Source organism: Bacillus sp. SCT118, assembly GCF_058566435.1.
In genome coordinates this window covers 1,938,119-1,964,251 of sequence record NZ_CP191225.1, presented here as the reverse complement: position 1 = coordinate 1,964,251, position 26,133 = coordinate 1,938,119, and the positions used below count along the sequence as shown (strand labels likewise).

Below are 26,133 nucleotides of genomic sequence, written 5' to 3'. Positions count from 1 at the left end.
GGCTTGGATGATATTACTGCTTCTCGTTATTTCCCAAAAGGGCTCCGCAGACAATACGCGCACCGGAATTGCCGCTTGGGTTTGTCAGATAATCGTCGGCTTGTTCATGAATAATAAATGCACTTCCGTCCTCGTCGAGAATATTTAGTTTACTTCCTTTTTTCAGTGAAGTGTCAGGCGCATTCATAATGACATCTACCTTTCCATCAGCACCGACTTCAAGGTTCGGCAGATCTCCGGCATGATGCCCCATCGGATTGTTGAAGCCGTGTTCTTTGTTCAGTGGATTAAAGGGACCGCCCGCTGATTCAAAATCTGGCCTGACACAAGAACCTTTCTCATAAATATGAAAACCGAGAGAAGCACCTGGACGCAGGCTGTTTGCGGAAATATGAATATCGAGGCCTTCATCATCTGATTCTTTGATCTCTATAAAACCGACTGCTTTCCCTTCACGATTGACCAGCTGGACATGATGACCAAACGCTGACGTTTCAACCACTTTTTTTTCCGGCACCCGGTTAGGAGGGTCTGGAGGTTTTTTTTGTCCGCATCCGGCAACTCCCAGTGCCGTCAGCATCATCAACAGCAAGAGACGGTACATACTGTCTCCCCCTTGTTTTTTCTAACAGTGTGGTCAATCATGGTCTGGTATAAACAAAAAAGCCTATAAAAGGCTTTTTGTCATACTCATTTTTAAAAATAACTTCTTGCGCCCAAGTACCGCTGTTTCCAATACGAATTGCTGAGATTGGAAATGTCGACGCCCGATGAGCTTGCATGAATAAAATCACCGCCGCCTAGATAAATCCCCATGTGAGACGGGCCGGATTTATATGTGGTAAAGAAGACAAAGTCTCCTACTGACGGCTGGCTGACTTTCTGCATGACATTCCAATATCCTGCCGTACTCAATCTTGATATAGATGATACATTATTAATGAGGTAATAAATGAAGCCGCTGCAATCAAAACCGGCAGGCGTGTTTCCGCCCCATCGGTAAGGCACTCCGACATATTTTTTCGCTTCCGTTATCATTCTGTCAATCTTCGAACCTATTTGAATGTTTGACCCTGAGTTATCTTTTGGCTTTGTTGGCTTTGTCGGATTTGAAGGATTAGATTTTGATGCTCCCGAAATAGTCAGAACCTGCCCGATTTGCAGCACATCCGATGATAAATTGTTTTTATCACGGATGCTTTGGACAGTGACTCCGAGCCGATTTGCAATTTTCCACAGCGAATCGCCTGCTTTTACCTTGTACGTCGTTGTTTTTGAGGGATTGGAGTTTGACGGCTTTTTGGAACCGCTGTTTCCGTTCTTAGGTGAACTGCTTCCTTTTATTTTGAGCACTTGTTTAGGATAAAGTGTATCTGATGTTAAGCCATTTAAGGTTTTTAATTCAGCTACAGTCATATTTAAGCTGTTTGCGATTTTCCACAGTGAGTCACCAAGCTTAACCGTATATGTACTTTTTGAAGAACCTGAAGAATTGGAACCGCTGTTTTTCTTTGATCCATTTGATCCGCTTGAACTGCTTGTCCCTTTGATCTTAAGCTTTTGCCCCGGACGAATCAGGTCACTGCTCAGGCTGTTTAAGCTTTTAAGCTCAGAAACACTCATTTTATGATTTTTAGCAATCATCCATAGGGAATCACCATATGCAACTGTGTATGTTGATGTTTTGCTTGAGTTAGATGGGGATGTCGTGCTTTTTTTGCTGCTTTCAGGAACCTTAAGGCTTTGTCCGACATAAAGCACTGTTGATTTCAATTTGTTTTCGGATTTCAGAGCTGATATTGTCGTATCATACTGGCGGGAAAGTTTCCAAAGAGAGTCACCGCTTTTTACTTTTATCGTTTTTGCTTCCGCGGGTGCTGCGGCCATCGACGACCCAACAACTGCAGAAACAGCCAAACCGGCTACAATCTTCTTTTTCATTCATTCAACCTCCTAAACTGTTTTTTTTGCAAAAACAGCTAGTATTTTGTTTCCAAAAATGGCACACAACTGTTTTATCGTCAATTTTTCAGCAAGTTAAACCCTTTTCAAACATTTGGCAGCATTTTCAGCATCATTCGACCTTTTAACCTTTAAATAAACACCTCACATTTTACATAAGGAGGATATGTTTTTCGAAAGTCTAAGGAACTATTTAAGCGAGGGTAAAAATGATGGTTTTCTATTGATGAACGAAGCAGTTTCTCCTCCTTTCTTGTCTATTTTTCTAATCAATTCTCTATCGGCGTGTCAAATCCCTTCCTCTGCATTCTTATGAAATGGCAAAAAGCCTGTTCTTTCGATAAGAACAGGCTTTTACACTATGCATTTGCTGATTGAGTTTTTTGTTTTACAGCTTCAAGAATGCTATCGGCCGCTTTTTTAGAGCCGCCTGCCGCTTTCAGTGATTGTCCAATTTCTTTTGCCTTTTCAGCATACGAACGATTATTCATTACTTCTTGTATCGTCTCTTTCAGAAGGCTTTCAGATAATTCTTCTTTTTTTAACACTTTTCCTGCACCGACTTTTTCCACCTGATCTGCGACAACAAATTGGTCGCCTCCCATCGGAATGACAACGAGCGGGGTTTCAAAATACAAACCTTCACTTGTACTGTTCATTCCGCCATGGGTCACAAATAAGCTGGCTCTTTTCAATATCTCAAGCTGAGGGACATACGGGCGTACAATGAAATTCTCCGGAATGTCGTTTAACTCACTTGTTTTAATATGCTTGCCGATGGAGAGCACAACTTTACCGTCAAAGTCCTTACACACTTCAAGGCATTGATTAAAAAACTGCTTTTGATTATTAAAAATGGTTCCCATTGAAATAAACAGCACGTTTTCATTGTCAATCTGATCAAATGGGAAATCATTGTTTCCGGCTCTTTCTGTAATGGAAGGACCGACAAATACATATCGCTCGCCAAATTGCTCAGCCAGTGGCTGAAATCCCCTTGATGTAAAGACGATTGTCAAGTCACCATCAGCTAAAAAAACATCAAATGGCTTCTTGATCTCTGCTTGAAAATCAGCATTTAACGTTTCTGCAAGCTGCTGGTATGATTCATAATGAGGCGAATCTTCAAGTGATCCTTTCATGTACGCTCCCATCATTTCCTTCGCAAATTCCTCATTCATCGCAAAGGTTGTACACAATGAAAATCTTGGCAGCTTCAGCATGTTGGCAATGACTTTACCCGCGAGAAGATGGTGATCATATATGACGTAATCATACGATTCATGTTTGACTTCCTCATAAATATGAGTCGCGATATCCTTACAGGCTTTCAAAAAAGCGCAGAGCATTTCTGTGAAATCTCTTTCTTCATCGCCGGTTGCGTTTTTCCCGTAGTAATCTCCCCTGAAATCATGATACTCACGAAACTCTATATCAAGAGCTGTGATTTTTTCTTTATATTCCTTCACTGCGTAGTACGTAATGTTTTCTCCCCGGGATTTCAGCTCCTTCATCACACCGATAGATGGATTAATATGCCCTTCACCGGGGAAACCGATCATTAATACATTAGCCATGCGGCAGCCACCCTTCCTTTAAAAATTTATGTAATATTCTATACGGTACTATAAATACATAAACAGGTAAAGTATTTCACTTAATTAATATTCATCACATATAACTTTTCTACCAGTTTATATTTCCTGTCTTCAAGACAAAAAGCATTCAGCTTGAAGCGAATGCTTTAATAAAGATGCGAATTCAGTCATTTTGTCTCATGATAGGATTCTTAATCAGGCCCTTTTTATTATTTTTACGTTCTTGGTGAAATTAACGGATATAATACACCGTCTTTGGCAAACGACATCTTCCCTGTTTCCTCTGAAACCACGAGCACCAGTGCATCCGTATATCCCGACATACCAAGAGCCGCCCGGTGCCGGGTTCCCAGATGGATATCCACTTCCTTCGTCGTCAAAGGGAGCACATTGGCTGCTGACACAAGTTTATTTTCCCTCACCAATAAAGCGCCGTCATGAAGAGGGTTTCCGGGAAAAAAGATGCTTTCAATTAATGAAGAGCTGATCTCGGCGTGTAGGGAGGTGCCTTTTTGAATAAAATGTTCAACCGGGTCTGCTCTTTCAATCACAATTAAAGCTCCATGCTTATGTTCCGATAAGGCTTTAATCGCCTTGGCCAGCTCAATAAATGCCGGCGTAAATTCCTCAATGTATGATTGCAAATAAAAGGAGGATGCAATCCCCTGCATGTCCTGAAAAACGTGCCCCAAATCATCTAATTCACAAAGAAGGCACTGGTCTTTTTCGTGAAGCGTTTTCAAGATTAGAGATGCATCACCTAATATTTGCTCTAAGTACACCTGTATTTTCCCCTTGAACGCATTTTCTGATATCTGCTCATAGCGCATAGCCTTCATCTCCTGTTCAAATTTCCAACTTTTCACGAATGCTTATCTTATTGATGCACATTCTATTGGTAAAGGAGGGATGTAAAGAATGGAAATCGAAAGAATCATTCAGTATATTTGCACCTTTTTAGGCGTGATTTCGCTTTCTTTTATTTATGCCCAAATGTTTAGAAAAACGAAACCGACAAAAAAAGAATAGGCCCGGCGTTCATTGCTTTTTATACATAAAATGTTATAATTTCTCTCGTTATGAAAAAGAAACGGAGATCAATGTATGATAGAAACTCAAAACGCCCGGGAAAAAATCAAACAGCTTTTGCACATTTTAATACCGATATTCATTACCCAAGCGGGGCTTTCTCTAATGACTTTTCTAGATACGGTGATGTCAGGGAAAGTCAGCCCCGCTGATTTAGCGGGTGTCGCGATTGGCTCAAGCCTTTGGACCCCTGTTTACACAGGACTGGCAGGTATATTAATGGCGGTCACCCCGATTGTCGCTCAGTTATTAGGCGCCGAGAAAAAACAGAAGATCCCCTTTACTGTTTTACAGGCTGTATACGTGGCCGCGCTTCTTAGCATCGCCGTTTTAGTGATTGGATATGCTGCAGTTGACCTTATTCTTGGCCGATTGAACCTTGATATTCACGTGCATCAGATTGCTAAACACTTTTTAGGCTTTTTATCACTGGGAATTTTCCCTTTATTTGTTTACACCGTGTTGAGATCATTCATCGACTCATTAGGAAAAACGAGAGTCACCATGATGATTACACTCAGTTCTCTTCCGATCAATTTTGTATTGAATTATGTATTTATCTTCGGGAAGTTCGGAATGCCGGCACTTGGGGGTGTCGGCGCGGGGCTGGCATCCGCGTTAACTTATTGGTGTATCTGCATCATCAGTTTTTTCATTATTCATAAAAACGCACCGTTTTCTGAATATGGGATTTTCCTTACCATGTATAAGTTCTCTTGGAAAGCATGCAAAAACTTGCTCAAAATCGGGCTGCCTATTGGGTTCGCCGTGTTTTTTGAAACGAGCATTTTCGCAGCTGTCACGCTTCTCATGAGCCATTTTCATACAGTGACCATCGCGTCCCACCAGGCAGCCATGAATTTTGCGTCTCTTTTATATATGCTGCCGCTCAGCGTATCCATGGCTTTAACAATTGTTGTCGGGTTTGAAGCTGGTGCAGCCCGTTTTAAGGATGCACGCTCATATAGCTTAATCGGCATCATGATGGCGATCGGCTTTTCTTTGTTCACTGCCGCCTGTATCCTTTTATTCAGAGAGCAAATTGCGGGCATGTACACCTCTGACCCCGATGTGCTCCGGCTGACACAGCACTTTTTAATTTATGCGCTATTTTTTCAGCTTTCCGATGCTGTTGCCGCACCGATCCAGGGAGCACTCAGAGGGTACAAAGATGTGAACTATACGCTTGCGGCCGCTTTTGTCTCTTACTGGGTCATTGGCCTTCCGGTCGGTTATATGGTCGGTACGTTTACAAGCCTCGGTGCATTCGGCTATTGGATTGGATTAATAGCAGGACTCGCCGCCGGAGCAGTTGGGCTGTTTTTCAGGCTGGCAAAACTGCAAAAACGTTATTCTCAAAAACAACACATTTAAAAGAGGTGATCAATCATGGCAAAAAACAAAAAATTATTCGAGTATCTTTCCCAGCATGCGGAAACCATCAGTTCAACGTGGTATGAAACAATCGAGGAGACTGATCCCAATTCCATTTATGCCTCAACAGACCCTGTTGTCATTCACAATTTAAAGAGCCAGAATCTTGCCTTTAACTATAAAATAAACCGTATTTTTATAGATGATGAGGACGTATACTTGCCTATACTGAAAGAATGGGCCTTTGAAGTCACACAGGATCAAGAGCATTTAAAAACTCCTATCCACTATATTATTCGGGAGTTTGTCAGAGTGAGAGATTTATATGTTTCCTATGTGAAAGAATTTGTCCATCTCAATCAGGATACTGTGAAAAGCGAAGAAGCCGAAGACCTGTATCACGCCCTTATAAAAGCGTTTGATCTTGTGATTCATATTTTTATAGAAGAAATGTACAAAAACACAAGCCTTCAGCTTCAGGCCCAAAAAGATATGATTACTGAATTGAGCGCTCCGGTCATCGTGCTGTTTCACAGCGTCGGACTGCTGCCTTTAATCGGAGATATTGATACAGTCCGCGCCAAGCTGATTATGGAAAACACACTGCATCAATGTGCGAAAAAAAAGGTGACACAACTGTATATTGATTTGTCAGGAGTAGCTGTGATTGATACGATGGTTGCCCATCAGCTGTTCAGTCTGATTGAGGCGCTTCGTTTAATCGGTGTTTCTTCAACTTTGTCTGGAATCCGTCCGGAAATCGCGCAAACAGCGGTTCAGCTAGGTTTGTCTTTCGAAGGTATTTCCTTGAGATCCACTCTCGCTTCAGCAATTGCATCGGACTTAAAATTAAAAAAGGTATAAGGCTTAAGGCCTTATACCTTTTTGATTAATCATTCCATTGATACGTCCAATATATTTCTTCTTCAAACCATGTTGCCATAACAGGTTCATTATTTTTCAATTTCTCTTCAAGCTCTCTGAGCATGCCTTCTGTTTGTGTGCGGTGAGCTCTTAACGCATTCATTTTAATATCAGCTACTTCTTTGATATCAAGTACGACATCAGCTTCGCCGAGAACCTCTTCTCTGTTGCGGGTAATGGCCATGCAGATTGTACGCGGACGGTCTTCTTTCTTTTTGCGATATAATGCACGGATAACCGCTTCCCCGCATGCATCATGGTCAGGGTGCACACCGTGTCCGGGATAAAATGTGACAATTAAACTTGGTTTTACATCATCTATGATCTCTTCCATGATATCAGCTAAATACTCATCGTCTTCAAATTCGAGCGTTTTGTCACGGAGTCCAAGCATACGAAGGTCATTGATATCCATTTCTTTGCAAGCGTTGATGAGCTCTTGTTTTCTTAGCAGCGGCAACGTTTCACGATTAGCGAAAAATGGATCGCCCATATTTCTGCCCATTTCACCTAAAGTGGCGCAGGCATACGTAACGGGAATGTCTTTTTTTCTGTTTAAGGCAATTAGACCTGCCACTCCATATGATTCATCATCAGGGTGAGGCAGGATTACTAGTACATGTTCTTTCATTATTATTCACCCTTTTCTTTAAACTGTGAACGGTTTTTCGCTGATTTGCAGAGAAATAGCCAGTTTACCGCCCGGCAGATGTCCCGCCATTAATAAACGGTTTTCTTCATCTACCGTGTATTCAGTCAAGCCTTCAGCATAAATCCAGCCTTCTTCTGTTTTCAAGCCAACGCGGTAAGGCCCGTTACCTTTGATTTTTGCCTGATGATAAGTGACTTTTGCATTGCGGATATACGCAACAACTGTCATGTTCTTTTCATTTAAATGCGCTGAATAAGAACCTGTGGTGGTTTCTAAATGGATATATACAGGGCGGTCCGCATATCGTTCTAAAGATGCTTGCACATCTTCTTTTATGATCGCTTTCATGATTGCTCCCCTCTTTCTTCTTTTAAATACTCTGCACGTTCTGTATGTAATTTGACCAGCTGATATTTCACAGCCGGTTCGAGCTGTGAATTCACAATGCGCTGAATCGCGGCAAAATATTTTTCCAGCATCGGTTTTCGGAGTCTTGGATGTGTTCGTCTATCCAAGAGCTCAAGATCAATCGCCTCTGCTACCGCTTCTGCGTCATTATGTGCGAGAGATCGGTTATTCCAAAGTGAAGCATAGGCTTTCACTATCTCTTTATCATTGTCCATCGTCTTGCTCCTTTATGTCTTACATACATGAAATGATTATACATAATATATGCATCAGCTGAAAAGCCAAAGGCCTCAATGGCTTTTTGACGCCCGTTTCCACTTCACTTGTGAAAACGTAAACAAGAGCAGCGCAGCCCATATACAGCTGAATGTAAAAGCCTTCGAGCTTGAAAATGGCTCATGGTAAACAAACAGCCCGATCAGCAGGGTAATGGTCGGCGCAATATATTGTAAGATACCGACTTGATACAGCGGCAGCCGTTTCGCTCCTTCCGCAAACAATAAGAGCGGCAAAGCCGTAAACACACCGGCCAAAAAGAGAAGCAGCCACGTCCCTCCGCTTTCTGCACCCGCTGGCTGAACATGTCCGCTGAACAGCAAATACCCCAATGCAATGGGCATAATCATGAATGTTTCCAGCGTTAAGCCGATGGCGCTCGGCAGGCTTGTTCTTTTTTTGCTTAACCCGTATAGCCCAAAACTGAATGCCAGCAGAAGCGCAACATAAGGAATGGAGCCGTATTGGAACGCCGAGATGATGACACCGGCTGCCGCAATCGAAACGGCCACTAATTGCAGGCGATTCAGTTTTTCCTTTAAAAATAAAATCCCAAGGAGCACTGATACAAGCGGATTAATGTAATAGCCAAGACTAGCCTCAAGCAAAAAGCCATGGTTGACAGCCCATATGTATACAAACCAGTTGATCGAAATCAGGATAGAGGCAAGAAATAAAGAGAGGATCCCTCCGTTCTTTTTCAGAGAGCGCAGCTCCTGCCATCCTATTTTCCATTGCCGCAAGAAAAAAAGTACGATACACATAAAAACAAAAGACCATATAATACGATGAGCCAAAATATCAAGAGCCGGCAGCTGTTCGAGAAGCTTCCAATAGAGCGGAAACAGGCCCCACATGATAAAGGAAACGGCTGTGTAAATAACGCCTTTTTTTGTTTCTGAATATTGCATTTATATCCCTGCCTTTCTTTAGAGCATCTTATATTATATCACGTGAAAGATCTGGCGGGCATATACTATTTTGTCCGTGAAGAAAGGATGTGAAGACAATGTTTGAGTGGAACAAGTACTTTCCTTTCCACAATCAATTTTCTAAAGAAGCATTAAAAAAAGCTGATCCGAAAGAAGTTGAAACGTATGTCAATCGTGTGATGGAAAGTGTGTTCGGCAGTGATTATGCGGCTCAATTTCCTTTCCGCGATCCTCTCCCCCAAAAAGAACAGCCCGCCAAACCTGATGCAAAACCTGATGTCAAACCTGATATTGATATATTCGAAACTGCAGACCATGTGTTTGTAAAGGTGCCAATCAGCGAAGAATGGCTGGAACAAGTGAGAATCAAACACACATCTCACGAATTATGGTTGGAAAACTTCCCAAGAGCAGATCATCCGAAAAAAGTAAACCTTCCTTGTTTAGTCAAACGCAAAGGAACAAAAGCCGTCTATAAGGATGGCCTTCTGGAAGTCATGTTTCAAAAGCAGCAAGACTACAATATGTCCGAGGTAGAAATCATCCGATAAAAAACGGCCTGCAATCGATGCAGGCCGTTTTTATTAATAGAAGCCGGGATATCCCCCGTATGGCCCGCCGGCACCAAAACCGTACGGTCCGCCTCCGTATCCATAAGGGCCAGGAGGATAGGCATAGGGACGAGAATAGTTAAACAGCGCACTCCCGAGAAAACCGCCTAATAAACCGCCGACTAGAGGAGCGCCAAACAAAAAAGGACTACGCGCCGGATATCCGGCTGGACTTGGGATTCCGCGATAATACGAATGATGAGGGTACATGATTTTTTCCTCCTTTATGTCTGCCTATACGTAAAGTATTCAACAAAGAAGAAAAACGATTGGGCTACGGACTGTCTATGATTGTTACATCACAAGCCCTGCCAATAACACACAGCCTAGCCCTGTAACCGAAAGAACTGTTGTAAGCAGCGTCCAGGTTTGAAATGTTTCTTTCATGCTCAAGCCGAAAAATTCCTTTACCATCCAAAATCCTGCATCATTTACATGACACGCAATGACACTGCCGGCTCCTGTTGCAAGCACCATTAACGCGGGGTTTACACTGCCAGCCTCCATAAGCGGAGCTGCCATTCCCGCGGTGGTAAGCGCAGCCACGGTAGCAGAGCCTAGACACAGACGCAGAACCGCGGCGATGGTCCATGCAACGAATAGCGGCGACATGTTTGTTTGACGGAAAAAATCAGCGACATAATCGCCGACCCCGCCGTCAATCAGCACCTGTTTAAACGCTCCTCCCCCTCCTATGATGAGCAGCATCATCGCAATTTGCGAAATTGATTCTGAAATAGATCTGCTAATTTCCTGCATAGATATTTTACGGGCATATCCCATCGTATAGAGTGCAAGCAACAGCGAAATGAGCATTGCCGTTCCCGGAGTGCCGATAAATTCTATAATGTCTTTTCCTTTTGAATGTTCACTCAATAATAAAGAAAAAACTGTTGCCATTGCCATAAAGATAACCGGGAATAAAGACGTGACAGCACTGATCGCAAAGCCCGGTGTTTCATCCAGCTGAAATTCTTTCCTCGGTCCTAACCCCGATAAGTTTCCATGCTTTTGATATGCACCAGGAAACCGTTTCATCGCAAATTTATTAAATAAAGGCCCGGCAATCACAGTTGTCGGAACAGCGATAGTGATTCCAAAAAGCAGCACCTGGCCAATATGGGCACCGTATGCAACTGAGATAGCAGTTGGAGCAGGATGCGGGGGCAAAAATCCGTGAGTAACATTTAAGGCGGCGGCCATCGGGATTCCCAGATACAGAAAAGGCATTTTTAATTCTTTAGCAATCGCGTAAACAATCGGTATCAACAGAACAAGACCCACTTCAAAAAACAGCGCAATACCGATGATAAAAGAGGCAACCACAACCGCCGCCTGTATTCGTTCCTTCCCGAATTTATCAATCAGCGTAATGGCAATCCGGTAGCCGCCCCCAGCATCTGAGACAAGCCTCCCGAGCATCGCGCCAAGTCCAAACACTAAAGCTAAATGCCCCAGCTGCCCGCCAATTCCAGTCTCAATTGAAAGAACAATTTTATTGATATCCATTCCAAGTCCGATGGCTACTAAAAATGAAACGACAATCAGTGAGACAAAGGTATTTAATTTTACTTTAATAATGAGAAATAACAGAATCAGCACTCCGACAGCTACAATTAAAATCGGCATGGTACCCCTCCAAAAGTGTTTTATATGATTCTCGCGACAATGTTTTGGCGCTTTTCATGCCTAGATGAACAGAAAACGTTTTCATTAATAACTAAAAACGTCTTGGTTATATGATTGTTATCTTTTGATCAACTAATATGTTCATACTAATCTCCTAATCAATGACTGTCAATCGTTTTTATGAGCTTGTCTCGATTATCTACCGCCTAACCCAATGATGTATTAGTTATATGTTGATTAACTTTTGGTTATATGTTATGTTTTTTAAAGTTGACTGCCAATCATTATATTTATCCATAGTCAGGAAGCAAATGAGACAATATGAGAACAGACGGATAACAACTTCACAAGAGGAGGAGTACACATGCCATTATTGCGTTTTGATGTAATTGAGGGCCGTGATGAAAAATCGCTGCAATTGTTATTAGATACTGCTCACCAAGCGATGGTTGAAGCGTTTGGTGTTCCGGAAAGAGACCGTTATCAAATTGTCCATCAGCATCCCGCAAACGAGCTTATAATCCAAGATACGGGATTAGGGTTTCAGAGAACCAAGGACCTGGTCATCATTAGCATGACAAGCAAAGCAAGAACCGAAAGCCAAAAGGAAAAATTGTATGCTCTGCTTGCTGAAAGGCTAAAAGAAAAATGCGGAATTTCCCCTGAAGACCTCATGGTATCTATTACTGAGAATGGTGACGCAGACTGGAGTTTCGGTCTCGGTGAGGCGCAATTTTTGAATGGAAAACTATAAGATTTCGTCTCCCCATAAAAAAGAAGAGAGAGCTCCAAAGAAGCTCTCTCTTCTTTTCATAAATGCGGAAGTCATCAGTATAGAAGCATCCAGCAATACGAAAAACCTGGATCTCCTTTTAGATCCGGTTTAAATGCCAATTGGAAGATGAATGGGTTTTGGCGTAAAATAAGATTTGCATAACAAGATAAATCATTATCCTCATTTACAACAGGCTGGATGCTATAACACTTATTGATCATTTCCTATTTTATATATCCCCTTCATATGAACATGACACTTTTGCCAATCCGGAAATGTCAGTCTGTCAAATATAAAAAGTCATGTAAACGGGTGTGAACCGTACTTACATGACTCACCATGGAAACAAAGGCTCTTTTTCAGGTGCCGCTTTCCTTATTTCTCTTCTTCACACACTGTGTCACCAGGCTCGCAAAATTGATCGGCCCATGCCTGCATCTCTTGAAATACAGCTTGAAGCGCTGTTCCTTTTTCAGTTAGCGTGTAGATGACTTTGACCGGCGTTTCAGGGAGAACCTGCCGTTCGATAATCTCGTTTTGTTCAAGCTCCTTCAAGCGCTCTGCCAACATTTTTTGGCTGATCATCGGTATTGTTTCCGTTATCTCTTTAAACCGTTTCGGCCCATCCATTAGCACATGGATGATCAGACCGTTCCATCGTTTTCCCAGCAATGAAAATGCGGATTCCATTTTAGGGCACATCGTATTTCCCACAAGTCTTCATCCCTTCATCTATTGATTGACATGTATTCAATGATCCATTACAATAATCTTTCAAGTTACATTTAGTAAGCTTCTAACTTTTCTATTATCATACCACGTTTATCCGAAGGAGGAAACACTATGACGAATACTCTGGATGTTTTAAAAGCACGTGCATCTGTAAAGGAATATGATACAAATGCCCCGATCTCTAAGGAGGAGCTGACTGAGCTATTAGACCTTGCCGCTAAAGCGCCTTCCGCTTGGAACCTTCAGCATTGGCATTTTACAGTATTCCACAGCGATGAATCAAAGGCGGAGCTTCTTCCTGTAGCGTATAATCAAAAACAAATCGTTGAGTCTTCTGCTGTTGTTGCCATTTTAGGCGATTTAAAGGCAAATGAAAACGGTGAAGAAGTTTATGCTGAATTAGCAAGCCAAGGCTATATTACGGATGAAATCAAACAAACATTGCTCGGCCAAATCAACGGTGCTTACCAAAGCGAGCAATTCGCACGTGATTCCGCTTTCTTAAATGCTTCTTTAGCTGCTATGCAGCTTATGATTGCCGCAAAAGCAAAAGGTTATGACACTTGCGCAATCGGCGGATTTAACAAAGAGCAGTTCCAAAAGCAATTTGATATCAGTGAGCGCTATGTTCCGGTTATGCTAATTTCAATCGGCAAAGCAGTGAAGCCTGCACATCAAAGCAACCGTCTGCCGCTTTCAAAAGTATCAACTTGGCTGTAAGAATATGAAAAACCTTAGTCCGAAATCCGGACTAAGGTTTTTTTATACAATCGCCTCTTTGTACCATTCACGAGCCTGTTCAGCTTCATGCTGAGTCAGCTGATGGCCCCCGTCCTGCCAGAAAACAGAGGCTGATGCCCCGCTGTCACGTAAATAGCAGTAAAGCTCTTCTGATTCTTCCTTCGTGCAAAGAGGATCGTATTTCCCGGCACCGATAAAAACAGGGAGCCCTGCCATATCAGGCAGCTCGATACCCCGAATCGGAACCATTGGATGATGCAGAATAGCCCCTTTTAACACATCTTTATAATGAAAAAGCAGGCTTGCCGCAATGTTTGCGCCGTTTGAATAACCGACTGCAATCACTCGGTCGCGATTAAACTGATGCGTTTCTGCAGCCTCGTCGATAAAATCTTTCAATTCTCTTGTCCGCACCACAAGATCCTTTTCATCAAAAACTCCTTCACTCAGACGTTTGAAAAATCGCGGCATTCCATTTTCAAGCACCGATCCTCTGACACCAAGCAAATGAGCATCAGGGTCTATAAACCGCCCCAATGAAAGCAGATCGTGTTCATTACCGCCCGTGCCATGCAACAGCAAAAGTACGTTGTCAGATGTTCCTTTTTCATAAATATGCTTCATTATAAATTCCCCCTTTTAAAGTTCAGGTAAAATGTCTGTAATTTGTTGTCTATGTTTCTCCAGCCATTCAGGCAGTTTTAAGGAAGTCCCTAGCTCAGCAAACGTTTCATCTGTCATAAAGCCCGGTTCATCTGTGGCAATTTCAAATAAGATACCGCCTTTCTCCCTGAAATAAACTGATGTAAAGTATTCCCTGTCGAGAATTTCTGACGAAGGCAGATGGTTTTCAGCAATAATCGGCAGCCATTTCGCCTGTTCCTTTTTCTTTGTCCGAAACGCTACATGGTGTACCGTACCATATCCTCCGACTCCTCTTTTTTCAGGGTGTAAATGGACATCAATGACACCGCCGACGGCCGCTGAGGTTGCCAGTCTGACAATCTGGTCTTCTTCGGCCACTTTGGTATATCCAAGGCTTTCCGTTAACAATTGTATGGTCGCCTGCGGGTCGTAGGAATATAGCAGCACACCTTTCATTCCCGTAATTGCTTCATTTGTTGTGATCCCGTCAGGCGTCCACTCGCTTTTGCCGCTTTTCGCATCCTCCATGATCGCCAGCGGAAGGTCTTCTGTATCATCAAAAATAAGACCTTTTTCACCAAACAACGTTTTTTCCTCTAGGCTCAGCTCGCTTTTCTCAAGACGCTCCTTCCAAAAAGACAGGGAGCCTGAGGGAACTGAAAAGTACACCCGGCCCGCTTGGCCTTTTCCTACCGTTCCCTGTCCGCTTCCTTGGAACGGAAAAAAGGTCATTATTGTACCGGGATCTCCGTTTTGATTCCCAAAGTAAAAATGATACGTTCCGGGATCATCAAAGTTTACTGTTTTTTTAACAAGCCTGAGTCCAAGCGCTTCTGTATAAAATCGCAAGTTTTCTTGCGGATCTCTGGCGAATGCTGTGACATGGTGCAATCCTTCTGTTTTCATTTTCTCACTCCTATTTATCTCGATTTCAAGATATTCATTATTTTAAACCTTTATTCAAAAGGATGCAAACCATGTGTTTTGATTAAATAATTGAAAAAATCATTTTTTTCTAATAATTATCTTGTGATCTTTTCTTACAACTGCTATTATAGTGAGCATTATCATGTTTCAGGAGGAAAGTAAATGGTTAAAAAAGCACTTATTGTTATTCTCATTCTTTTGCCATTCGTTCAGCTCGCGCTTTTGCCGCTTGTGAATCGAAAAGAACCGATTATGTTCGGCCTGCCGTTTTTCCACTTTTGGCTGCTGTTGTGGATTATTATTACGCCGTTATGCTCGTTTGGCATTTATCAGATGCAAAAAAAAGATGGAGGACTTGAATAATGCAAGGGAATCTGACTGCACTTCTCATTACTTCTATTATTGTTTTAACCGTTGTCTGTATCGGCTTTCTCGCCGGAAGAGACAAATCCTCGCGCACTTCTGTGGAAGAATGGTCTGTCGGCGGCAGACGCTTCGGCGGTCTTCTCGTCTGGTTTTTAGTAGGCGCTGACCTTTATACGGCCTATACTTTCTTAGGGTTGACCAGTACTGCTTTTACAGGCGGAAGTGTTGCATTTTTCGCCATTCCTTATTCTGTGTTGGCCTACTTTATCGCCTACTTCTTCTTGCCAAAACTTTGGAAAGTTGCGAAAATTCATAAATTAACAACACTCGCGGATTATGCCCGGGAACGTTTTAACAGTAAGCTTTTGGCAAGCCTCGTTGCCATCGTTGGGGTACTCATGCTTATTCCGTACATATGCCTTCAGCTGAGCGGCATTCAAGACACGCTTCAGGTTGCCGGTACCGGATATATTAACGTAAAATTCGTTGTGATCATTTCATTTATTCTTGTTGCTCTTTACACATTCTTCAGCGGGATTAAAGGGCCTACATATACAGCCATCATTAAGGACATTTTAGTATGGGTCATTATGCTGTTTATGGTGGTGTCCCTCCCTCTCATTCATTTTAACGGCTGGACACCGATGATTGACACGTTAGTGAAGGAAGCGCCTCAAATGCTGACGATACCGGCAGAAGGGCCAAAAGGCATTCCTTGGTTTATCACAGCATCTATTGTTTCCGCTCTGGCACTTTTTATGTGGGCACATGCCGCTACAGGTGTTTTCACGGCGAAAAGCGCTGATGCAGTAAGAAAAAACAGCATGTTTTTGCCGCTTTATAATATCGTGTTAATTTTGGTTATTTTTCTTGGCTTTATCGCCTTTCTTGTCCTGCCGGAAGATACAAATCCAAGGCTGGCGCTGCTGCATTTGATTCAAACATCTTACGGCGGCGTGGCACAAGGTTTTGCATATGCCACTATCGCTCTTGCTTCATTAATACCTTGTTCCATTATGGCAATCGGCGCATCGAATTTATTCGCCAACAACCTATACCGGGATTTGATTCATCCGAATGTGTCGCAAAGCAAGCTGACCCTCGTCACACGTTCAATGGTCTTTGTTGTCATCGGTCTTGCGCTGCTGTTTGGAATGCTGTTCCCGACTGCCTTAGTGACACTCCAGCTATTAGGTGTATCCGGTATGGTGCAAATCTTCCCTGCGATCGCTGTCAGCCTGTTCTGGAAAAACCAAACGAAAGAAGCGACAGTTATCGGATTATTAGTCGGCCTAGCGGTTACGTTTATTGTGTATACCACTCAATCCGCACATGGCATTTATGAAGGATTCTGGGGATTGGCCGCCAACATGATCGCTGTGGTGATCCTGAATCCGCTGTTCGTTAAAAACGCGGGATCCAATCCTGTCATTGAAGGTTTATTTGGCAAAAAACAAGACGCTAATCCAAATCAAAAGGGTGCATAAAAAAACCATACGCGGCAGCCGCGTATGGTTTTTTTACATTTCTTTTTTCAGTGTTTCAATTGCCTTTTCCATTTGCGTATCATTATCAGACAGCTTCTTTTGAAGTTCTATCATTAATTTCGTTGTTGTATCGCCAGTCAGTATGCCTGTTTCTTTCAGCTTCTCTTTTTTCTGGAACTGTTTGACGACAGATACAAAGTCCTGGTCATACGTACTGTTAATCTTTACCTTGTAACCAAGTGCTTTGAGCATTTTCTGAGCCACTTTGACGTTTGTGCCTGTATCACCTGATTTGTACGTTTTATCTGCGTCCAAATACGGCAGCTTCGCGTAATCAGGCAGCTCTGCTTTCACTTGAGGCTTGATGCCTTTTTTGTGAATCCATTCGCCGTCAGCAGTCAGCCATTTGGCAACTGTCAGTTTGACGGTAGAGCCATCATCATATTCTTTTGCCGTTTGTACTGTACCTTTGCCGAATGTCGTCTCGCCGATTAACGGTACGTTTGACGATTCATGAAGGGCAGCGGCCATAATTTCGGCTGCGCTTGCTGTACCGTCATTTACTAAAACGACGGTCGGCTTGGTCACTTTCCGTTCTTTTTCGGCCTTCATGACTTCTTTTGAACCGTTTTTGTATTCAACCTGCATGATGTTTTTCCCTTTATCAATGAACAGGTTGCTCATCGTAATCGCCTGTTCCATTAAGCCGCCCGGGTTGCCTCTCAAGTCTAAAATATAGCCTTTGGCGCCTTTTTTCTCTAAACTGTCAATCGCATCTGTCAGCTCTTTAGCTGTTGTTTCAGAGAAAGAAGTGATTTGAATTTCTCCGATGTTGTTGTCTTTCATCTCTGAATAGACAGTCTCTACAGGAATGGTATCGCGCTTAATGGAAAAATCGATATTCCCCACTCCCGCTCTGTTCAGTTCAAGCTTCACCTTTGTGCCCTTTTTGCCTCGGATTAAAGCGACGGCTTCATTTACATTCATGCCTTTTACGCTTTTTCCATTCACCTTAATGATTTGGTCCCTCGGTTTGATACCGGCTTTTTCAGCAGGTGAACCTTTAATTGGGGATACAATAAGGATTTCTCCGTCTTTCTCCTCTACTTGGGCTCCAATTCCTTCAAAAGATGCTGAAATCGTCTCGTCGAATGATTTCGCTTGCTCTTGATCCATATATGTAGAATACGGATCATCCAGTGATTGAATCATTCCTTTAATTGCTCCGTCTACTAATTTGTCATCATCTGTTTTTTGGTAATAATCACTTTTGATTTGCTCATACGCTTTATTTAATTTGTCGAACTTGCTGTCTCCTGTGCTTGCTGATTTTTGGCCCAGGATACTGGAATTGCCCGTAATAAATAAAGTAAGCGCCGAAGCGACAACTGCAGTGATCAGCACAATAAAAAACAGTTTTAATTGCCGTTTCAATTAAACACCACCTTTTTCTTCTTACATTATTATCATGGACGAATTCTTATTCGTCAACTCGGAGCAGAAATGAAAGAGAAACGCCCTTCTTTTGCTTTTCATAAACCTATGTCTTTATACGACATATGATAAGGAAAAAGGAGGATTCGATATTGAGCCGATATTTAGAAATGCTGTCCTTATTCGGTGTCGCAGGGGCGCACCCAGGCGGGCTGGCTTTTTCAAAAGCGGTCTTGCAAAAGGCTGCGCCCTCCCCGGATCAGCCGATTCTTGATGCCGGATGCGGAACAGGGCAAACGGCGGCTTATTTAGGACATTTGCTGTATCCTGTAACAGTCGTTGATAAAGATCCTATTATGCTTGAGAAAGCGAAAAAAAGATTTGCGAATGAAGGGCTTGCCATCCCTGCATATCAGGCGGAGCTGGAACATCTCCCGTTTTCTTCTGAGTCCTTTTCCTGCGTCCTGTCAGAATCGGTCCTCAGTTTTTCACGACTGACATCCTCTCTTCAAGAAATTTCAAGAGTTTTAAAACCCGTCGGGATGCTGATTGGTATCGAAGCTGCTTTAAAAAAACCGATGCCCCCTGCAGAAAAGAAGCAAATGATGGATTTTTACGGATTTACTTGCTTACATGAAGAAAGCGAATGGCATAAACTCCTAAGATCCTATGGCTTTCAAAAAACAGAAGCGATGACACTTCTTCCGGAAGACATGGAATTTGAACCAACCACAGAAATGGATTTATCGCAAACGATTGATCCCATCTATTACGATACGCTTCAAACACATTATCAGCTCATGCAGTTATATAGTGAGTACATGGGTCATTGTATTTTTATCGCGTACAAGTAAAACGGCGTATCGCCCCCTGTTTTCGTCCAACCTTTTTTTCCTATCTATCATATGCTGATAGAAAGTCAGGATAGGAGGGGAACAATATTGGAGAGATATTATCATCTTTGCAAAAACCATCAAGGTAAAGTCGTCAGAATTACAGAGAGAGGCGGGAGAGTTCACGTCGGCAGAATTACCCGTGTAACAAGAGACAGAGTTTTTATAGCTCCGACCGGCGGAGGGCCAAGAGGTTTCGGTTACGGATATTGGGGCGGTTATTGGGGATACGGAGCAGCTTACGGTATTTCCCTCGGTTTAATTACAGGGGTCGCTCTTGCTGGTTTATTCTTCTGGTAAGCATAGAACAAATGCTAGATTCACCAGACACAATAAAGCCCGCTTATCTAGTATAAGCGGGCTTTTCATTTTAAATTTTCTTCACTTTTTCAAAGTACTCTTCAAGCGTTAAATCATTATCTTGGATGACCTTTGCGGCTTTTTTGCCTACATAGCGCAGATGCCATGGCTCATATTCATATTTCGTGATATCTTCTTTATTTTTCGGATAGCGAATGATAAAGCCATATTTATAAGCATTGTCCTGCACCCATTTCCCGTCTGCCGTGCTTCCGAACGCTTCATTTAGCTCAAAGCCATTGCTCCGGCTCGAAATGTCCATCGCAAGGCCTGTTTGATGCTCGCTTTCACCCGGGTAAGCGACCGCTTCCTTTGCCTTCTTTTCCCCTTTTAGGCTTACTTCATTGTCAAAAATGACTTTCTGTCTGTCATACGAACGGTACCCTGAGACAGCTGCCAGTTCATAGCCTTCCTTTTTGGCAGCATCGAACATTGTTTTTAATGCGTCGGCCGCTTCTTTTCTGATGTAACGTTTTTGAATCTTTTCTTCAAAAGAAAACTCTACATCAGGTATGACAAGATCGCTAGGTTCATAGTTTCCGGGCAGTGCATATTGTTTATTGACAAGCGCGAGTACATTTTCTGGATTTTGAATGGTTTCCAGACCATCGACTTTTTTAATATCATTGAAATACTGGCTTTCCAATGAAAACTCACTGTTTTGAGTGTTTGATTTTTTGCTGTCAGCTGTTTTTTGTTCTGTTTGCTTTGTTTCTGCTGTGGTTTTCGTATCCTTTTGAGCATCACCGTTCGACATGCTGCAGCCGGCTCCGACTATTGCCGTTACACTCAGAGCGGCAGCCAGTGAGAACCATTTACCGGACTTTTTCATATTACATTACCTTCCTTTTATCAATCGTTTCCGCATTCATAAAGAAGAGGCTGCCGGCACCCAGCACGCCTCTTGATATATTTTATTGTGATACGGAATGTAAAGCCACTTCTATCATATCATGAAATGTCGTTTGACGCTCTTCCGCTGTCGTTTCTTCTCCTGTTAATACGTGATCACTCACGGTGAGAATTGACAGGGCTTTTCTTCCGTGCTTCGCTGCTAATGTATACAATGCAGTTGTTTCCATTTCAACGCCAAGCACACCGTATTTTGCAAGTTTTTCAATTTGCGAATCGTCGTTGTAGAACTGGTCAGCTGTAAATACGCTTCCTACAGTCACCGGCACACCTTTATCCTTTGCGGCATCATAGGCATTTTTTAAAAGTTCGAAATCTGCGCAAGGCGCAAAATCAATGCTTCCAAAAGCGACTCTGTTCATTTGTGAATCAGTTGAGGAGGTCATCGCCAAAATGACGTCTCGCACTTTGACATCTTTTCGAATAGCGCCGCAAGAACCGACTCTTATTAGATTTTGCACATCGTAGCTTTGAATTAATTCATTCACATAAATTGAAATAGACGGAACGCCCATTCCCGTGCCTTGTACTGAGATTTTTTTACCTTTATATGTACCCGTAAATCCATACATGCCTCTGACTTCATTGTAGCATTCTACATTTTCAAGATACGTTTCTGCAATAAATTTTGCTCTGAGAGGATCTCCCGGCAAAAGCACTGTATCCGCAATTTGTCCTTTTTCAGCACCTATATGTACACTCATCTCATATCCTCCTGTAAATCTAAATTATCATCCAGCCCGTCCATTTTACAACGAATGTCATGATGAAACAAACTTCAGCATTGATTATAAAGGAATATGTCGAAAAAAGAAATGTTCGAGGATCTGTTAGGCACTTCCTCAGAAAAACGGATAATCGGGGTGTTAATTTGAAAACCTAACCGCAGGAAGGAGGGGTGGGACATGGGTAAAAAACATCGCAACCGGATCACCGGCCAAAAAAAGAACAATCATATACCTGAAAAAGATATCATTGCAGCTGAAGAAGCACACGGGAAAGAATATTCTGCTGCCAAACGCAAGCCTTAAAACTGCAGAAAACTGCGGGTTTCCGCAGTTTTCTTTTCATTATGTCGTTTGTACAATCAGACGATTGATTTTCCTCCAGCCGGCGGGAAGCAGTTGATAGTATGTTTTCCCTTTTCTGCCTTCATCAATCAAGATCACGTCCCCTGTGGCCATGAATCTTGCATCATAATCACTCGGAACAGTGTCGAATACATTAAACAAAGAGAATGCTCTTTTCAGCACGTCTTGATGATCGCTCCCGTTCAGTTCAGTTCGATAGACGGCTCTGTAGCCCTTTTTTTCGCCAAACCGGGGTGTCTGAAATATTGTCACGTCATAGGAACAAGACTTCTTTTTAAACACGGATAACATCATCAAGATCCCCTCCCTTTTATTTCTTTAACATATTGGCGTTTTTGCTGTGTTTTCCTCTCTCTATTTTTGTCGAAACCGCTTAATCTTTTCGTCAAAACCTTTTACTAGGAAAAACAGAAGCAAGCCGAGGCTAAAGCCTCCTAACACATCTGTCACAAAATGAACCCCCAGATACACTCTGCTTATGCCGACTAAAACAGTAATTACACCGGCTATGATATATACCATTTTTTTATGCTTGGACAAAAACGGGAGATGTTTCACTAAAAAGTAAGCAATAACAGGATAGACACAAGCAGCATTCATGGAATGGCCGCTCGGAAAACTGAAGGATGATTCATGAACCAGCGGTGCAAAATCAGGCCTCACTCTTTCGATCCATTCTTTTAAGACTTTGTTTAACAGCCGATCTGTGCCGAATACTAAGAGCATCAACAGGCCGTCCCATGTTTTTCTGTAGAAAAACAGGCCTGCTCCAATGATGACAATTAGAGGGAGCAGAAAAGAAGAAGCACCAAGATGCGTGATCCCCGTCATGACTTCATTAAGCCATGGCTGACGGATCAAAACAGCTGCCCTGCTTATTGCTTCATCTGCAGATTGAACAGCATTTGTATGAATGGCCGCAGCTAGAATGAGAAAGAAAAGAAACAAACTAACGGGCTTGTACAATTTCAACCACCTCAATTTTTTCAAAAGTCATAGAACATGAATAATAAAACCGGAGCTGACCGCTCCGGTTTTAAGCCTCACTCATCTTCATCCAGCTCTTCATCTATCATACATTTTTCTATCAAATAATCAAAGGTAATATCAGCGATTTCAAACAGCTCATCCTCACTCGGTATGTAGCCCCGTCTTGCAAGCTCTCTGTAAAAAAATTCAGCGATTTCTTCCGTATCAATCACAAGATCTATTTCTTTCATCTCCGTACCGCCTCCTTTTTTATGTTTTATGAAAAAACAGGCTGAATTATACCCGGTGTTCTAAACAATTCTTTCAGTCATATATTGAATAAAAAACGAGCCATGGGAGGCTGACGCTATGATTGCTAAAATGATGGAAGCACTGGACGGAGAAAGATTTGATATCATAATGGAAAAAACGCTCAAAGGAATGACGCGTGTGATGATTTGGGGCTGTCTGCCATATTTTTTATATGTCTTGATCCGTATGTTCACAAACTAACTGAAATGCTCTTTTAAACTTTCCAAAACAAACATCATCATGTCTTTATATTCTTCATCCTGAAACATTTCGTACAGAATTTTGTAGTCATTATAAATATCCAGAAGCTCATCAACAATTGACACAGCAAGGATGTGAAGGGTATCTTGATCTTCATCATCGCCTTCAAACTGAAGAAGAGCAGACGATGCGATATCTTCGCCGATCTCATGGCCAGTTTCTCCGACATAATGGACAAACAACAGCTGATGCACAAACTGGTCCATTTCATATTTTCTAAGCACCAGCGTGAGATCCTCTTCCTCCGTTTCAAGCCACTCTCCATCCTTTAAACGGGTCAGCTCATAAATGATATCTTCCCAGCCATCTTCTAAATATCTCCAAATTTCTGTTCTATGGCCGATAATGCGAAAGAGTTCTTTTCCATAGTCTTTTACATAAACAACGTCCCCAATAAGGAATTCATACTCAATATCAAGCTTCTCCATGTCGACAATGACACCCTCATAATCTTTATAAAGCTGAATAGATGATTCAAAGTATAAAACTTCGTTATGATTGACTTCATAAAGATAGTGTTTATCAATTTGGTGTACTTTTGTGATGGTGCCGACTGTTCCATACATAATGACGACTACGATATCCCCTACTTGGAATTTCGGTTTATTTTGCTTCATGGTGTCTCCCCCTCGCCGCAACATTTCTCATACGCTATCGTATGCCGGGTGAAGCCAATTCGCATGGGCATGAAAACCAAAGGAAATATCCAATTATGGCATGGGAGACATAAAAAATCCGCAGTGATCTGCGGATGAAACAGCTATTATCTGCCGTGCACTTCAGACTCGTATTGATCCCAAGCTTCATCAAACGTCGCCATCGTGTGAAGGTAATCAGCATTCAGCTCCAAATATGAACTGATTTCATGATAATCGGTTGATGTTTTTGGAAAGCTGTGATCCTCATACGCCTGATTGGCAAATTCACTGATGCTGTCCTTCGGCTTAGGGTGTCTGTATTTCAATAAATAGTGATAAAAGGATTTCATGGGTTTCCCCTCCTGGTGTCTGTCTTTTGTTGTTCTATTATACAGTTCAAGTGTAAAATTACAACAAAAGAATACTGAAACATGACTCAGGAGAAGTCAAAATAGTTGCGTTTCAAAATTCTTTCTGTCTCCATGAGCTGTTGATATGTCAGGCTTTCAGGTAGTTTTTTTGTTTGAATTAAAAGCAGCTGATCCTCAATCTCCTTAACCGTGTTTTCCTCTTGATAAGTCATACCGCAGGAAGAACATACCATGGCAGGGGTGTCTGTCAGTTCTATAGCCCTCGTTCCATCAGGGAGCTCCCAGTACACCGTGTTCCTGCCGGGCACCGCTTCAAGCTCGCCGCACCACTCGCATGTTTTCATGAAGAATCCCCTCCGCATTCAGTCTCTTTCTGTTTTTTCTGCTGCGCCAAAAATTTCTTTTCTTTAAGCTGATCTCTTTTCTCACGCCGATCTTTTAATGTTTCATGCTCCGGATTTGCGATGTATGCCTCTCTCCTTTTGATTCTGTCTACATTTTCAGGTGTAAACGAAACTTCTTTGTCAGCAAAAATGGCACTCAGCCCGATCGGCTCCTTTTTGTCAGCGGTTTCAGGGAAAACAGACTCAAAATAGGCGTCTGCCTGATTGGGGATATAATTCTCTGGTTCCGGATATGACGTAATCACACCTTCAAAATTTCTTAAGATCACTTTGTCAGGACTTTGTGACAGTACATAGTTTGGCTGCAGGGCGATTTTACCGCCGCCGCCTGGTGCGTCAACGACAAAGGTAGGAACCGCATAGCCTGAGGTATGACCTCTCAGCCCTTCAATGATCTCTAAACCTTTGGAAACAGGAGCTCTGAAATGCCCGATTCCCTCTGACAGATCACATTGGTAAATATAATAAGGACGGACTCTGATTTTTACCAAGTCATGCATGAGCTTTTTCATAATTGGAACCGAATCATTAATACCTGCTAATACGACAGCCTGATTTCCGACCGGCACTCCCGCGTTCACCAGCTTTTCACATGCCTCAACGGATTCTTCTGTCATTTCGATGCTTGTGTTAAAATGGGTGTTCAGCCAGACCGGATGATATTTTTTCAATATCTCGCACAGATGATCGGTAATGCGCTGCGGAAAGACGACGGGCGCTCTTGTTCCAATTCTGATGACTTCCAGATGCGGAATGCTGCGCAGCTCTTTTAAAATATATTCTAAAATTTGGTCGTTGATGAGCAGCCCATCACCGCCTGAAATTAAACAATCGCGGATTTCAGGTGTTTCCCGGATATAAGCAATTGCAGCATCAAGCTGTTTTTTGGGGACTCCCATTCCGATTTGTCCGGAAAAGCGCCTTCTTGTGCAGTAGCGGCAGTACATGGAACATTGATTCGTGACAAGAAACAGCACACGGTCGGGATAGCGGTGTGTCAGACCGGGTACCGGTGAATCTTCATCCTCATGAAGCGGGTCTTCCAGATCGTATTTTGTTTTGTGCATTTCTTCAGAAAGCGGTACAGACTGCATGCGTACCGGGCATCTCGGATTGTCGGGGTCCATTAAAGAAGCATAGTAAGGTGTAATATTTAAGGGGATCGTTTTGGTAGAAATTCTGACGCCTTCCTCTTCATCCTCGGTCAGATTGATGACTTTCTTTAAATCATCTAACGTTCTTACAGTGTGTGTCAGCTGCCAAAGCCAATCGTTCCATTTCTCTTCCGGAACGTCCTTCCATAACTCGATCTCCTTCCAATGCCGTTTCGGTTTATACCATTTGTTTTTCAAACGAACTC

Annotated in this window: 34 protein-coding genes; 11 read left to right on the top strand and 23 right to left on the bottom strand. The window is 42.5% G+C overall.

Annotated elements, in window-relative coordinates:
- Window positions 1-13 precede the first annotated feature (13 nt).
- The 4 genes from ACQVGT_RS10330 to cdaS all read right to left on the bottom strand — a co-directional run bounded on the left by ACQVGT_RS10330 (window position 14) and on the right by cdaS (window position 4,399).
- Entirely contained in the window at window positions 14-604 is a 591-nt protein-coding gene (locus ACQVGT_RS10330) for a superoxide dismutase family protein (RefSeq protein WP_015251895.1), read from the bottom strand.
- A 92-nt stretch (window positions 605-696) separates the two neighbouring features.
- Window positions 697-1,941: a D-gamma-glutamyl-meso-diaminopimelic acid endopeptidase CwlS gene (gene cwlS / locus ACQVGT_RS10325; RefSeq protein ID WP_004399265.1), complete on the bottom strand. Its 1,245-nt coding sequence runs from the start codon at window positions 1,939-1,941 to the stop codon at window positions 697-699.
- A gap of 380 nt (window positions 1,942-2,321) precedes the next feature.
- Complete coding sequence (locus ACQVGT_RS10320) at window positions 2,322-3,539, bottom strand: macrolide family glycosyltransferase (protein WP_015383874.1); 1,218 nt, start codon at window positions 3,537-3,539, stop codon at window positions 2,322-2,324.
- Window positions 3,540-3,775: 236 nt separating this feature from the next.
- On the bottom strand, window positions 3,776-4,399 hold the full coding sequence (cdaS, locus tag ACQVGT_RS10315; RefSeq protein ID WP_080030734.1) for a cyclic di-AMP synthase CdaS: 624 nt from the start codon (window positions 4,397-4,399) through the stop codon (window positions 3,776-3,778).
- A 265-nt stretch (window positions 4,400-4,664) separates the two neighbouring features.
- Here cdaS and ACQVGT_RS10310 point away from each other — a divergent pair, with 265 nt between their 5' ends.
- Window positions 4,665-6,023 carry an MATE family efflux transporter gene (locus tag ACQVGT_RS10310; protein WP_015383875.1) on the top strand — a complete coding sequence of 453 codons (1,359 nt, stop codon included), beginning with the start codon at window positions 4,665-4,667 and terminating at the stop codon, window positions 6,021-6,023.
- A gap of 15 nt (window positions 6,024-6,038) precedes the next feature.
- Entirely contained in the window at window positions 6,039-6,887 is an 849-nt protein-coding gene (rsbRC, locus tag ACQVGT_RS10305) for an RsbT co-antagonist RsbRC (protein WP_014480032.1), read from the top strand.
- 25 nt (window positions 6,888-6,912) lie between these two features.
- On the opposite strand, the gene bshB2 is transcribed toward rsbRC, so the two are convergent.
- The 4 genes from bshB2 to rarD all read right to left on the bottom strand — a co-directional run bounded on the left by bshB2 (window position 6,913) and on the right by rarD (window position 9,194).
- On the bottom strand, window positions 6,913-7,578 hold the full coding sequence (gene bshB2, locus ACQVGT_RS10300; protein WP_003231215.1) for a bacillithiol biosynthesis deacetylase BshB2: 666 nt from the start codon (window positions 7,576-7,578) through the stop codon (window positions 6,913-6,915).
- 18 nt (window positions 7,579-7,596) lie between these two features.
- The gene (locus tag ACQVGT_RS10295; protein ID WP_003231213.1) at window positions 7,597-7,947 is read right to left on the bottom strand and encodes a YojF family protein; all 351 of its coding nucleotides are present in this window, start codon (window positions 7,945-7,947) and stop codon (window positions 7,597-7,599) included.
- Complete coding sequence (gene yoyC / locus ACQVGT_RS10290; protein WP_015383876.1) at window positions 7,944-8,222, bottom strand: protein YoyC; 279 nt, start codon at window positions 8,220-8,222, stop codon at window positions 7,944-7,946. The genes ACQVGT_RS10295 and yoyC overlap by 4 nt, the downstream gene beginning before the upstream one ends.
- Before the next feature lie 75 nt (window positions 8,223-8,297).
- Window positions 8,298-9,194, bottom strand: coding sequence for an EamA family transporter RarD (rarD, locus tag ACQVGT_RS10285; RefSeq protein WP_015383877.1), 897 nt, complete (start codon window positions 9,192-9,194; stop codon window positions 8,298-8,300).
- 98 nt (window positions 9,195-9,292) lie between these two features.
- Between rarD and ACQVGT_RS10280 the strand changes: the two genes are divergently transcribed.
- Window positions 9,293-9,766, top strand: a complete 474-nt coding sequence (locus ACQVGT_RS10280) for an Hsp20/alpha crystallin family protein (RefSeq protein WP_015383878.1) — start codon at window positions 9,293-9,295, stop codon at window positions 9,764-9,766.
- A 33-nt stretch (window positions 9,767-9,799) separates the two neighbouring features.
- Here the strand turns inward: ACQVGT_RS10280 and ACQVGT_RS10275 are convergent, their stop codons facing one another.
- Both ACQVGT_RS10275 and ACQVGT_RS10270 read right to left on the bottom strand, forming a co-directional pair.
- Entirely contained in the window at window positions 9,800-10,036 is a 237-nt protein-coding gene (locus ACQVGT_RS10275) for a hypothetical protein (protein ID WP_015483340.1), read from the bottom strand.
- An 84-nt stretch (window positions 10,037-10,120) separates the two neighbouring features.
- A complete protein-coding gene (locus tag ACQVGT_RS10270) occupies window positions 10,121-11,455 on the bottom strand; it encodes a gluconate:H+ symporter (protein ID WP_015383880.1) in 1,335 nt (444 codons plus the stop codon).
- Window positions 11,456-11,819: 364 nt separating this feature from the next.
- On the opposite strand from ACQVGT_RS10270, the gene ACQVGT_RS10265 reads away from it, so the two are divergent.
- Complete coding sequence (locus ACQVGT_RS10265; RefSeq protein WP_015383881.1) at window positions 11,820-12,209, top strand: tautomerase family protein; 390 nt, start codon at window positions 11,820-11,822, stop codon at window positions 12,207-12,209.
- A gap of 396 nt (window positions 12,210-12,605) precedes the next feature.
- On the opposite strand, the gene yodB is transcribed toward ACQVGT_RS10265, so the two are convergent.
- A complete protein-coding gene (gene yodB, locus ACQVGT_RS10260) occupies window positions 12,606-12,944 on the bottom strand; it encodes a transcriptional regulator YodB (protein WP_015483342.1) in 339 nt (112 codons plus the stop codon).
- A 129-nt stretch (window positions 12,945-13,073) separates the two neighbouring features.
- Here yodB and ACQVGT_RS10255 point away from each other — a divergent pair, with 129 nt between their 5' ends.
- Complete coding sequence (locus ACQVGT_RS10255; RefSeq protein WP_014477092.1) at window positions 13,074-13,682, top strand: nitroreductase family protein; 609 nt, start codon at window positions 13,074-13,076, stop codon at window positions 13,680-13,682.
- A gap of 42 nt (window positions 13,683-13,724) precedes the next feature.
- Here the strand turns inward: ACQVGT_RS10255 and ACQVGT_RS10250 are convergent, their stop codons facing one another.
- Entirely contained in the window at window positions 13,725-14,327 is a 603-nt protein-coding gene (locus ACQVGT_RS10250; protein WP_015383883.1) for an alpha/beta hydrolase, read from the bottom strand.
- A 15-nt stretch (window positions 14,328-14,342) separates the two neighbouring features.
- Entirely contained in the window at window positions 14,343-15,254 is a 912-nt protein-coding gene (locus ACQVGT_RS10245) for a ring-cleaving dioxygenase (protein WP_015483343.1), read from the bottom strand.
- 183 nt (window positions 15,255-15,437) lie between these two features.
- Between ACQVGT_RS10245 and ACQVGT_RS10240 the strand changes: the two genes are divergently transcribed.
- Both ACQVGT_RS10240 and ACQVGT_RS10235 read left to right on the top strand, forming a co-directional pair.
- Window positions 15,438-15,638: a DUF3311 domain-containing protein gene (locus ACQVGT_RS10240; RefSeq protein ID WP_015383885.1), complete on the top strand. Its 201-nt coding sequence runs from the start codon at window positions 15,438-15,440 to the stop codon at window positions 15,636-15,638.
- Window positions 15,638-17,128, top strand: coding sequence for a sodium:solute symporter family protein (locus ACQVGT_RS10235; protein WP_015383886.1), 1,491 nt, complete (start codon window positions 15,638-15,640; stop codon window positions 17,126-17,128). Before ACQVGT_RS10240 ends, ACQVGT_RS10235 begins: the two co-directional genes overlap by 1 nt.
- A gap of 33 nt (window positions 17,129-17,161) precedes the next feature.
- Here ACQVGT_RS10235 and ctpA read toward each other — a convergent pair whose 3' ends face one another.
- Complete coding sequence (ctpA, locus tag ACQVGT_RS10230; protein WP_015383887.1) at window positions 17,162-18,562, bottom strand: carboxy-terminal processing protease CtpA; 1,401 nt, start codon at window positions 18,560-18,562, stop codon at window positions 17,162-17,164.
- A 152-nt stretch (window positions 18,563-18,714) separates the two neighbouring features.
- Here ctpA and ACQVGT_RS10225 point away from each other — a divergent pair, with 152 nt between their 5' ends.
- A complete protein-coding gene (locus tag ACQVGT_RS10225; RefSeq protein ID WP_015483344.1) occupies window positions 18,715-19,416 on the top strand; it encodes a class I SAM-dependent methyltransferase in 702 nt (233 codons plus the stop codon).
- Window positions 19,417-19,503: 87 nt separating this feature from the next.
- On the top strand, window positions 19,504-19,755 hold the full coding sequence (locus ACQVGT_RS10220) for a hypothetical protein (protein WP_014477099.1): 252 nt from the start codon (window positions 19,504-19,506) through the stop codon (window positions 19,753-19,755).
- Between the two features lie 70 nt (window positions 19,756-19,825).
- Here the strand turns inward: ACQVGT_RS10220 and ldcB are convergent, their stop codons facing one another.
- Complete coding sequence (gene ldcB / locus ACQVGT_RS10215; protein ID WP_046340243.1) at window positions 19,826-20,647, bottom strand: LD-carboxypeptidase LdcB; 822 nt, start codon at window positions 20,645-20,647, stop codon at window positions 19,826-19,828.
- 82 nt (window positions 20,648-20,729) lie between these two features.
- Window positions 20,730-21,431, bottom strand: a complete 702-nt coding sequence (gene deoD / locus ACQVGT_RS10210) for a purine-nucleoside phosphorylase (RefSeq protein WP_003241589.1) — start codon at window positions 21,429-21,431, stop codon at window positions 20,730-20,732.
- Window positions 21,432-21,632: 201 nt separating this feature from the next.
- Between deoD and ACQVGT_RS10205 the strand changes: the two genes are divergently transcribed.
- Window positions 21,633-21,758, top strand: a complete 126-nt coding sequence (locus tag ACQVGT_RS10205) for a hypothetical protein (protein WP_003231174.1) — start codon at window positions 21,633-21,635, stop codon at window positions 21,756-21,758.
- Window positions 21,759-21,797: 39 nt separating this feature from the next.
- On the opposite strand, the gene yodL is transcribed toward ACQVGT_RS10205, so the two are convergent.
- The 3 genes from yodL to ACQVGT_RS10190 all read right to left on the bottom strand — a co-directional run bounded on the left by yodL (window position 21,798) and on the right by ACQVGT_RS10190 (window position 23,038).
- Window positions 21,798-22,112, bottom strand: a complete 315-nt coding sequence (gene yodL, locus ACQVGT_RS10200) for a shape determination protein YodL (protein WP_004399431.1) — start codon at window positions 22,110-22,112, stop codon at window positions 21,798-21,800.
- Window positions 22,113-22,172: 60 nt separating this feature from the next.
- Window positions 22,173-22,784 (bottom strand): phosphatidylglycerophosphatase PgpB, encoded by a 612-nt coding sequence (gene pgpB / locus ACQVGT_RS10195; RefSeq protein WP_015483346.1) that lies wholly within the window; start codon window positions 22,782-22,784, stop codon window positions 22,173-22,175.
- A gap of 77 nt (window positions 22,785-22,861) precedes the next feature.
- Window positions 22,862-23,038: a YozD family protein gene (locus ACQVGT_RS10190; RefSeq protein WP_003231166.1), complete on the bottom strand. Its 177-nt coding sequence runs from the start codon at window positions 23,036-23,038 to the stop codon at window positions 22,862-22,864.
- A 118-nt stretch (window positions 23,039-23,156) separates the two neighbouring features.
- Here ACQVGT_RS10190 and ACQVGT_RS10185 point away from each other — a divergent pair, with 118 nt between their 5' ends.
- Complete coding sequence (locus ACQVGT_RS10185; protein ID WP_003231164.1) at window positions 23,157-23,300, top strand: hypothetical protein; 144 nt, start codon at window positions 23,157-23,159, stop codon at window positions 23,298-23,300.
- Here ACQVGT_RS10185 and yodN read toward each other — a convergent pair.
- The 4 genes from yodN to kamA form a co-directional block, all read right to left on the bottom strand.
- The gene (gene yodN / locus ACQVGT_RS10180) at window positions 23,297-23,977 is read right to left on the bottom strand and encodes a germination protein YodN (RefSeq protein ID WP_014477102.1); all 681 of its coding nucleotides are present in this window, start codon (window positions 23,975-23,977) and stop codon (window positions 23,297-23,299) included. The two genes, ACQVGT_RS10185 and yodN, sit on opposite strands and share 4 nt — an antisense overlap.
- Before the next feature lie 146 nt (window positions 23,978-24,123).
- Window positions 24,124-24,348 carry a YozE family protein gene (locus tag ACQVGT_RS10175; protein WP_003231160.1) on the bottom strand — a complete coding sequence of 75 codons (225 nt, stop codon included), beginning with the start codon at window positions 24,346-24,348 and terminating at the stop codon, window positions 24,124-24,126.
- Window positions 24,349-24,434: 86 nt separating this feature from the next.
- A complete protein-coding gene (locus ACQVGT_RS10170; protein WP_004399539.1) occupies window positions 24,435-24,713 on the bottom strand; it encodes a YokU family protein in 279 nt (92 codons plus the stop codon).
- The gene (gene kamA / locus ACQVGT_RS10165) at window positions 24,710-26,125 is read right to left on the bottom strand and encodes a lysine 2,3-aminomutase (RefSeq protein ID WP_004399420.1); all 1,416 of its coding nucleotides are present in this window, start codon (window positions 26,123-26,125) and stop codon (window positions 24,710-24,712) included. Before kamA ends, ACQVGT_RS10170 begins: the two co-directional genes overlap by 4 nt.
- Window positions 26,126-26,133 lie beyond the last annotated feature (8 nt).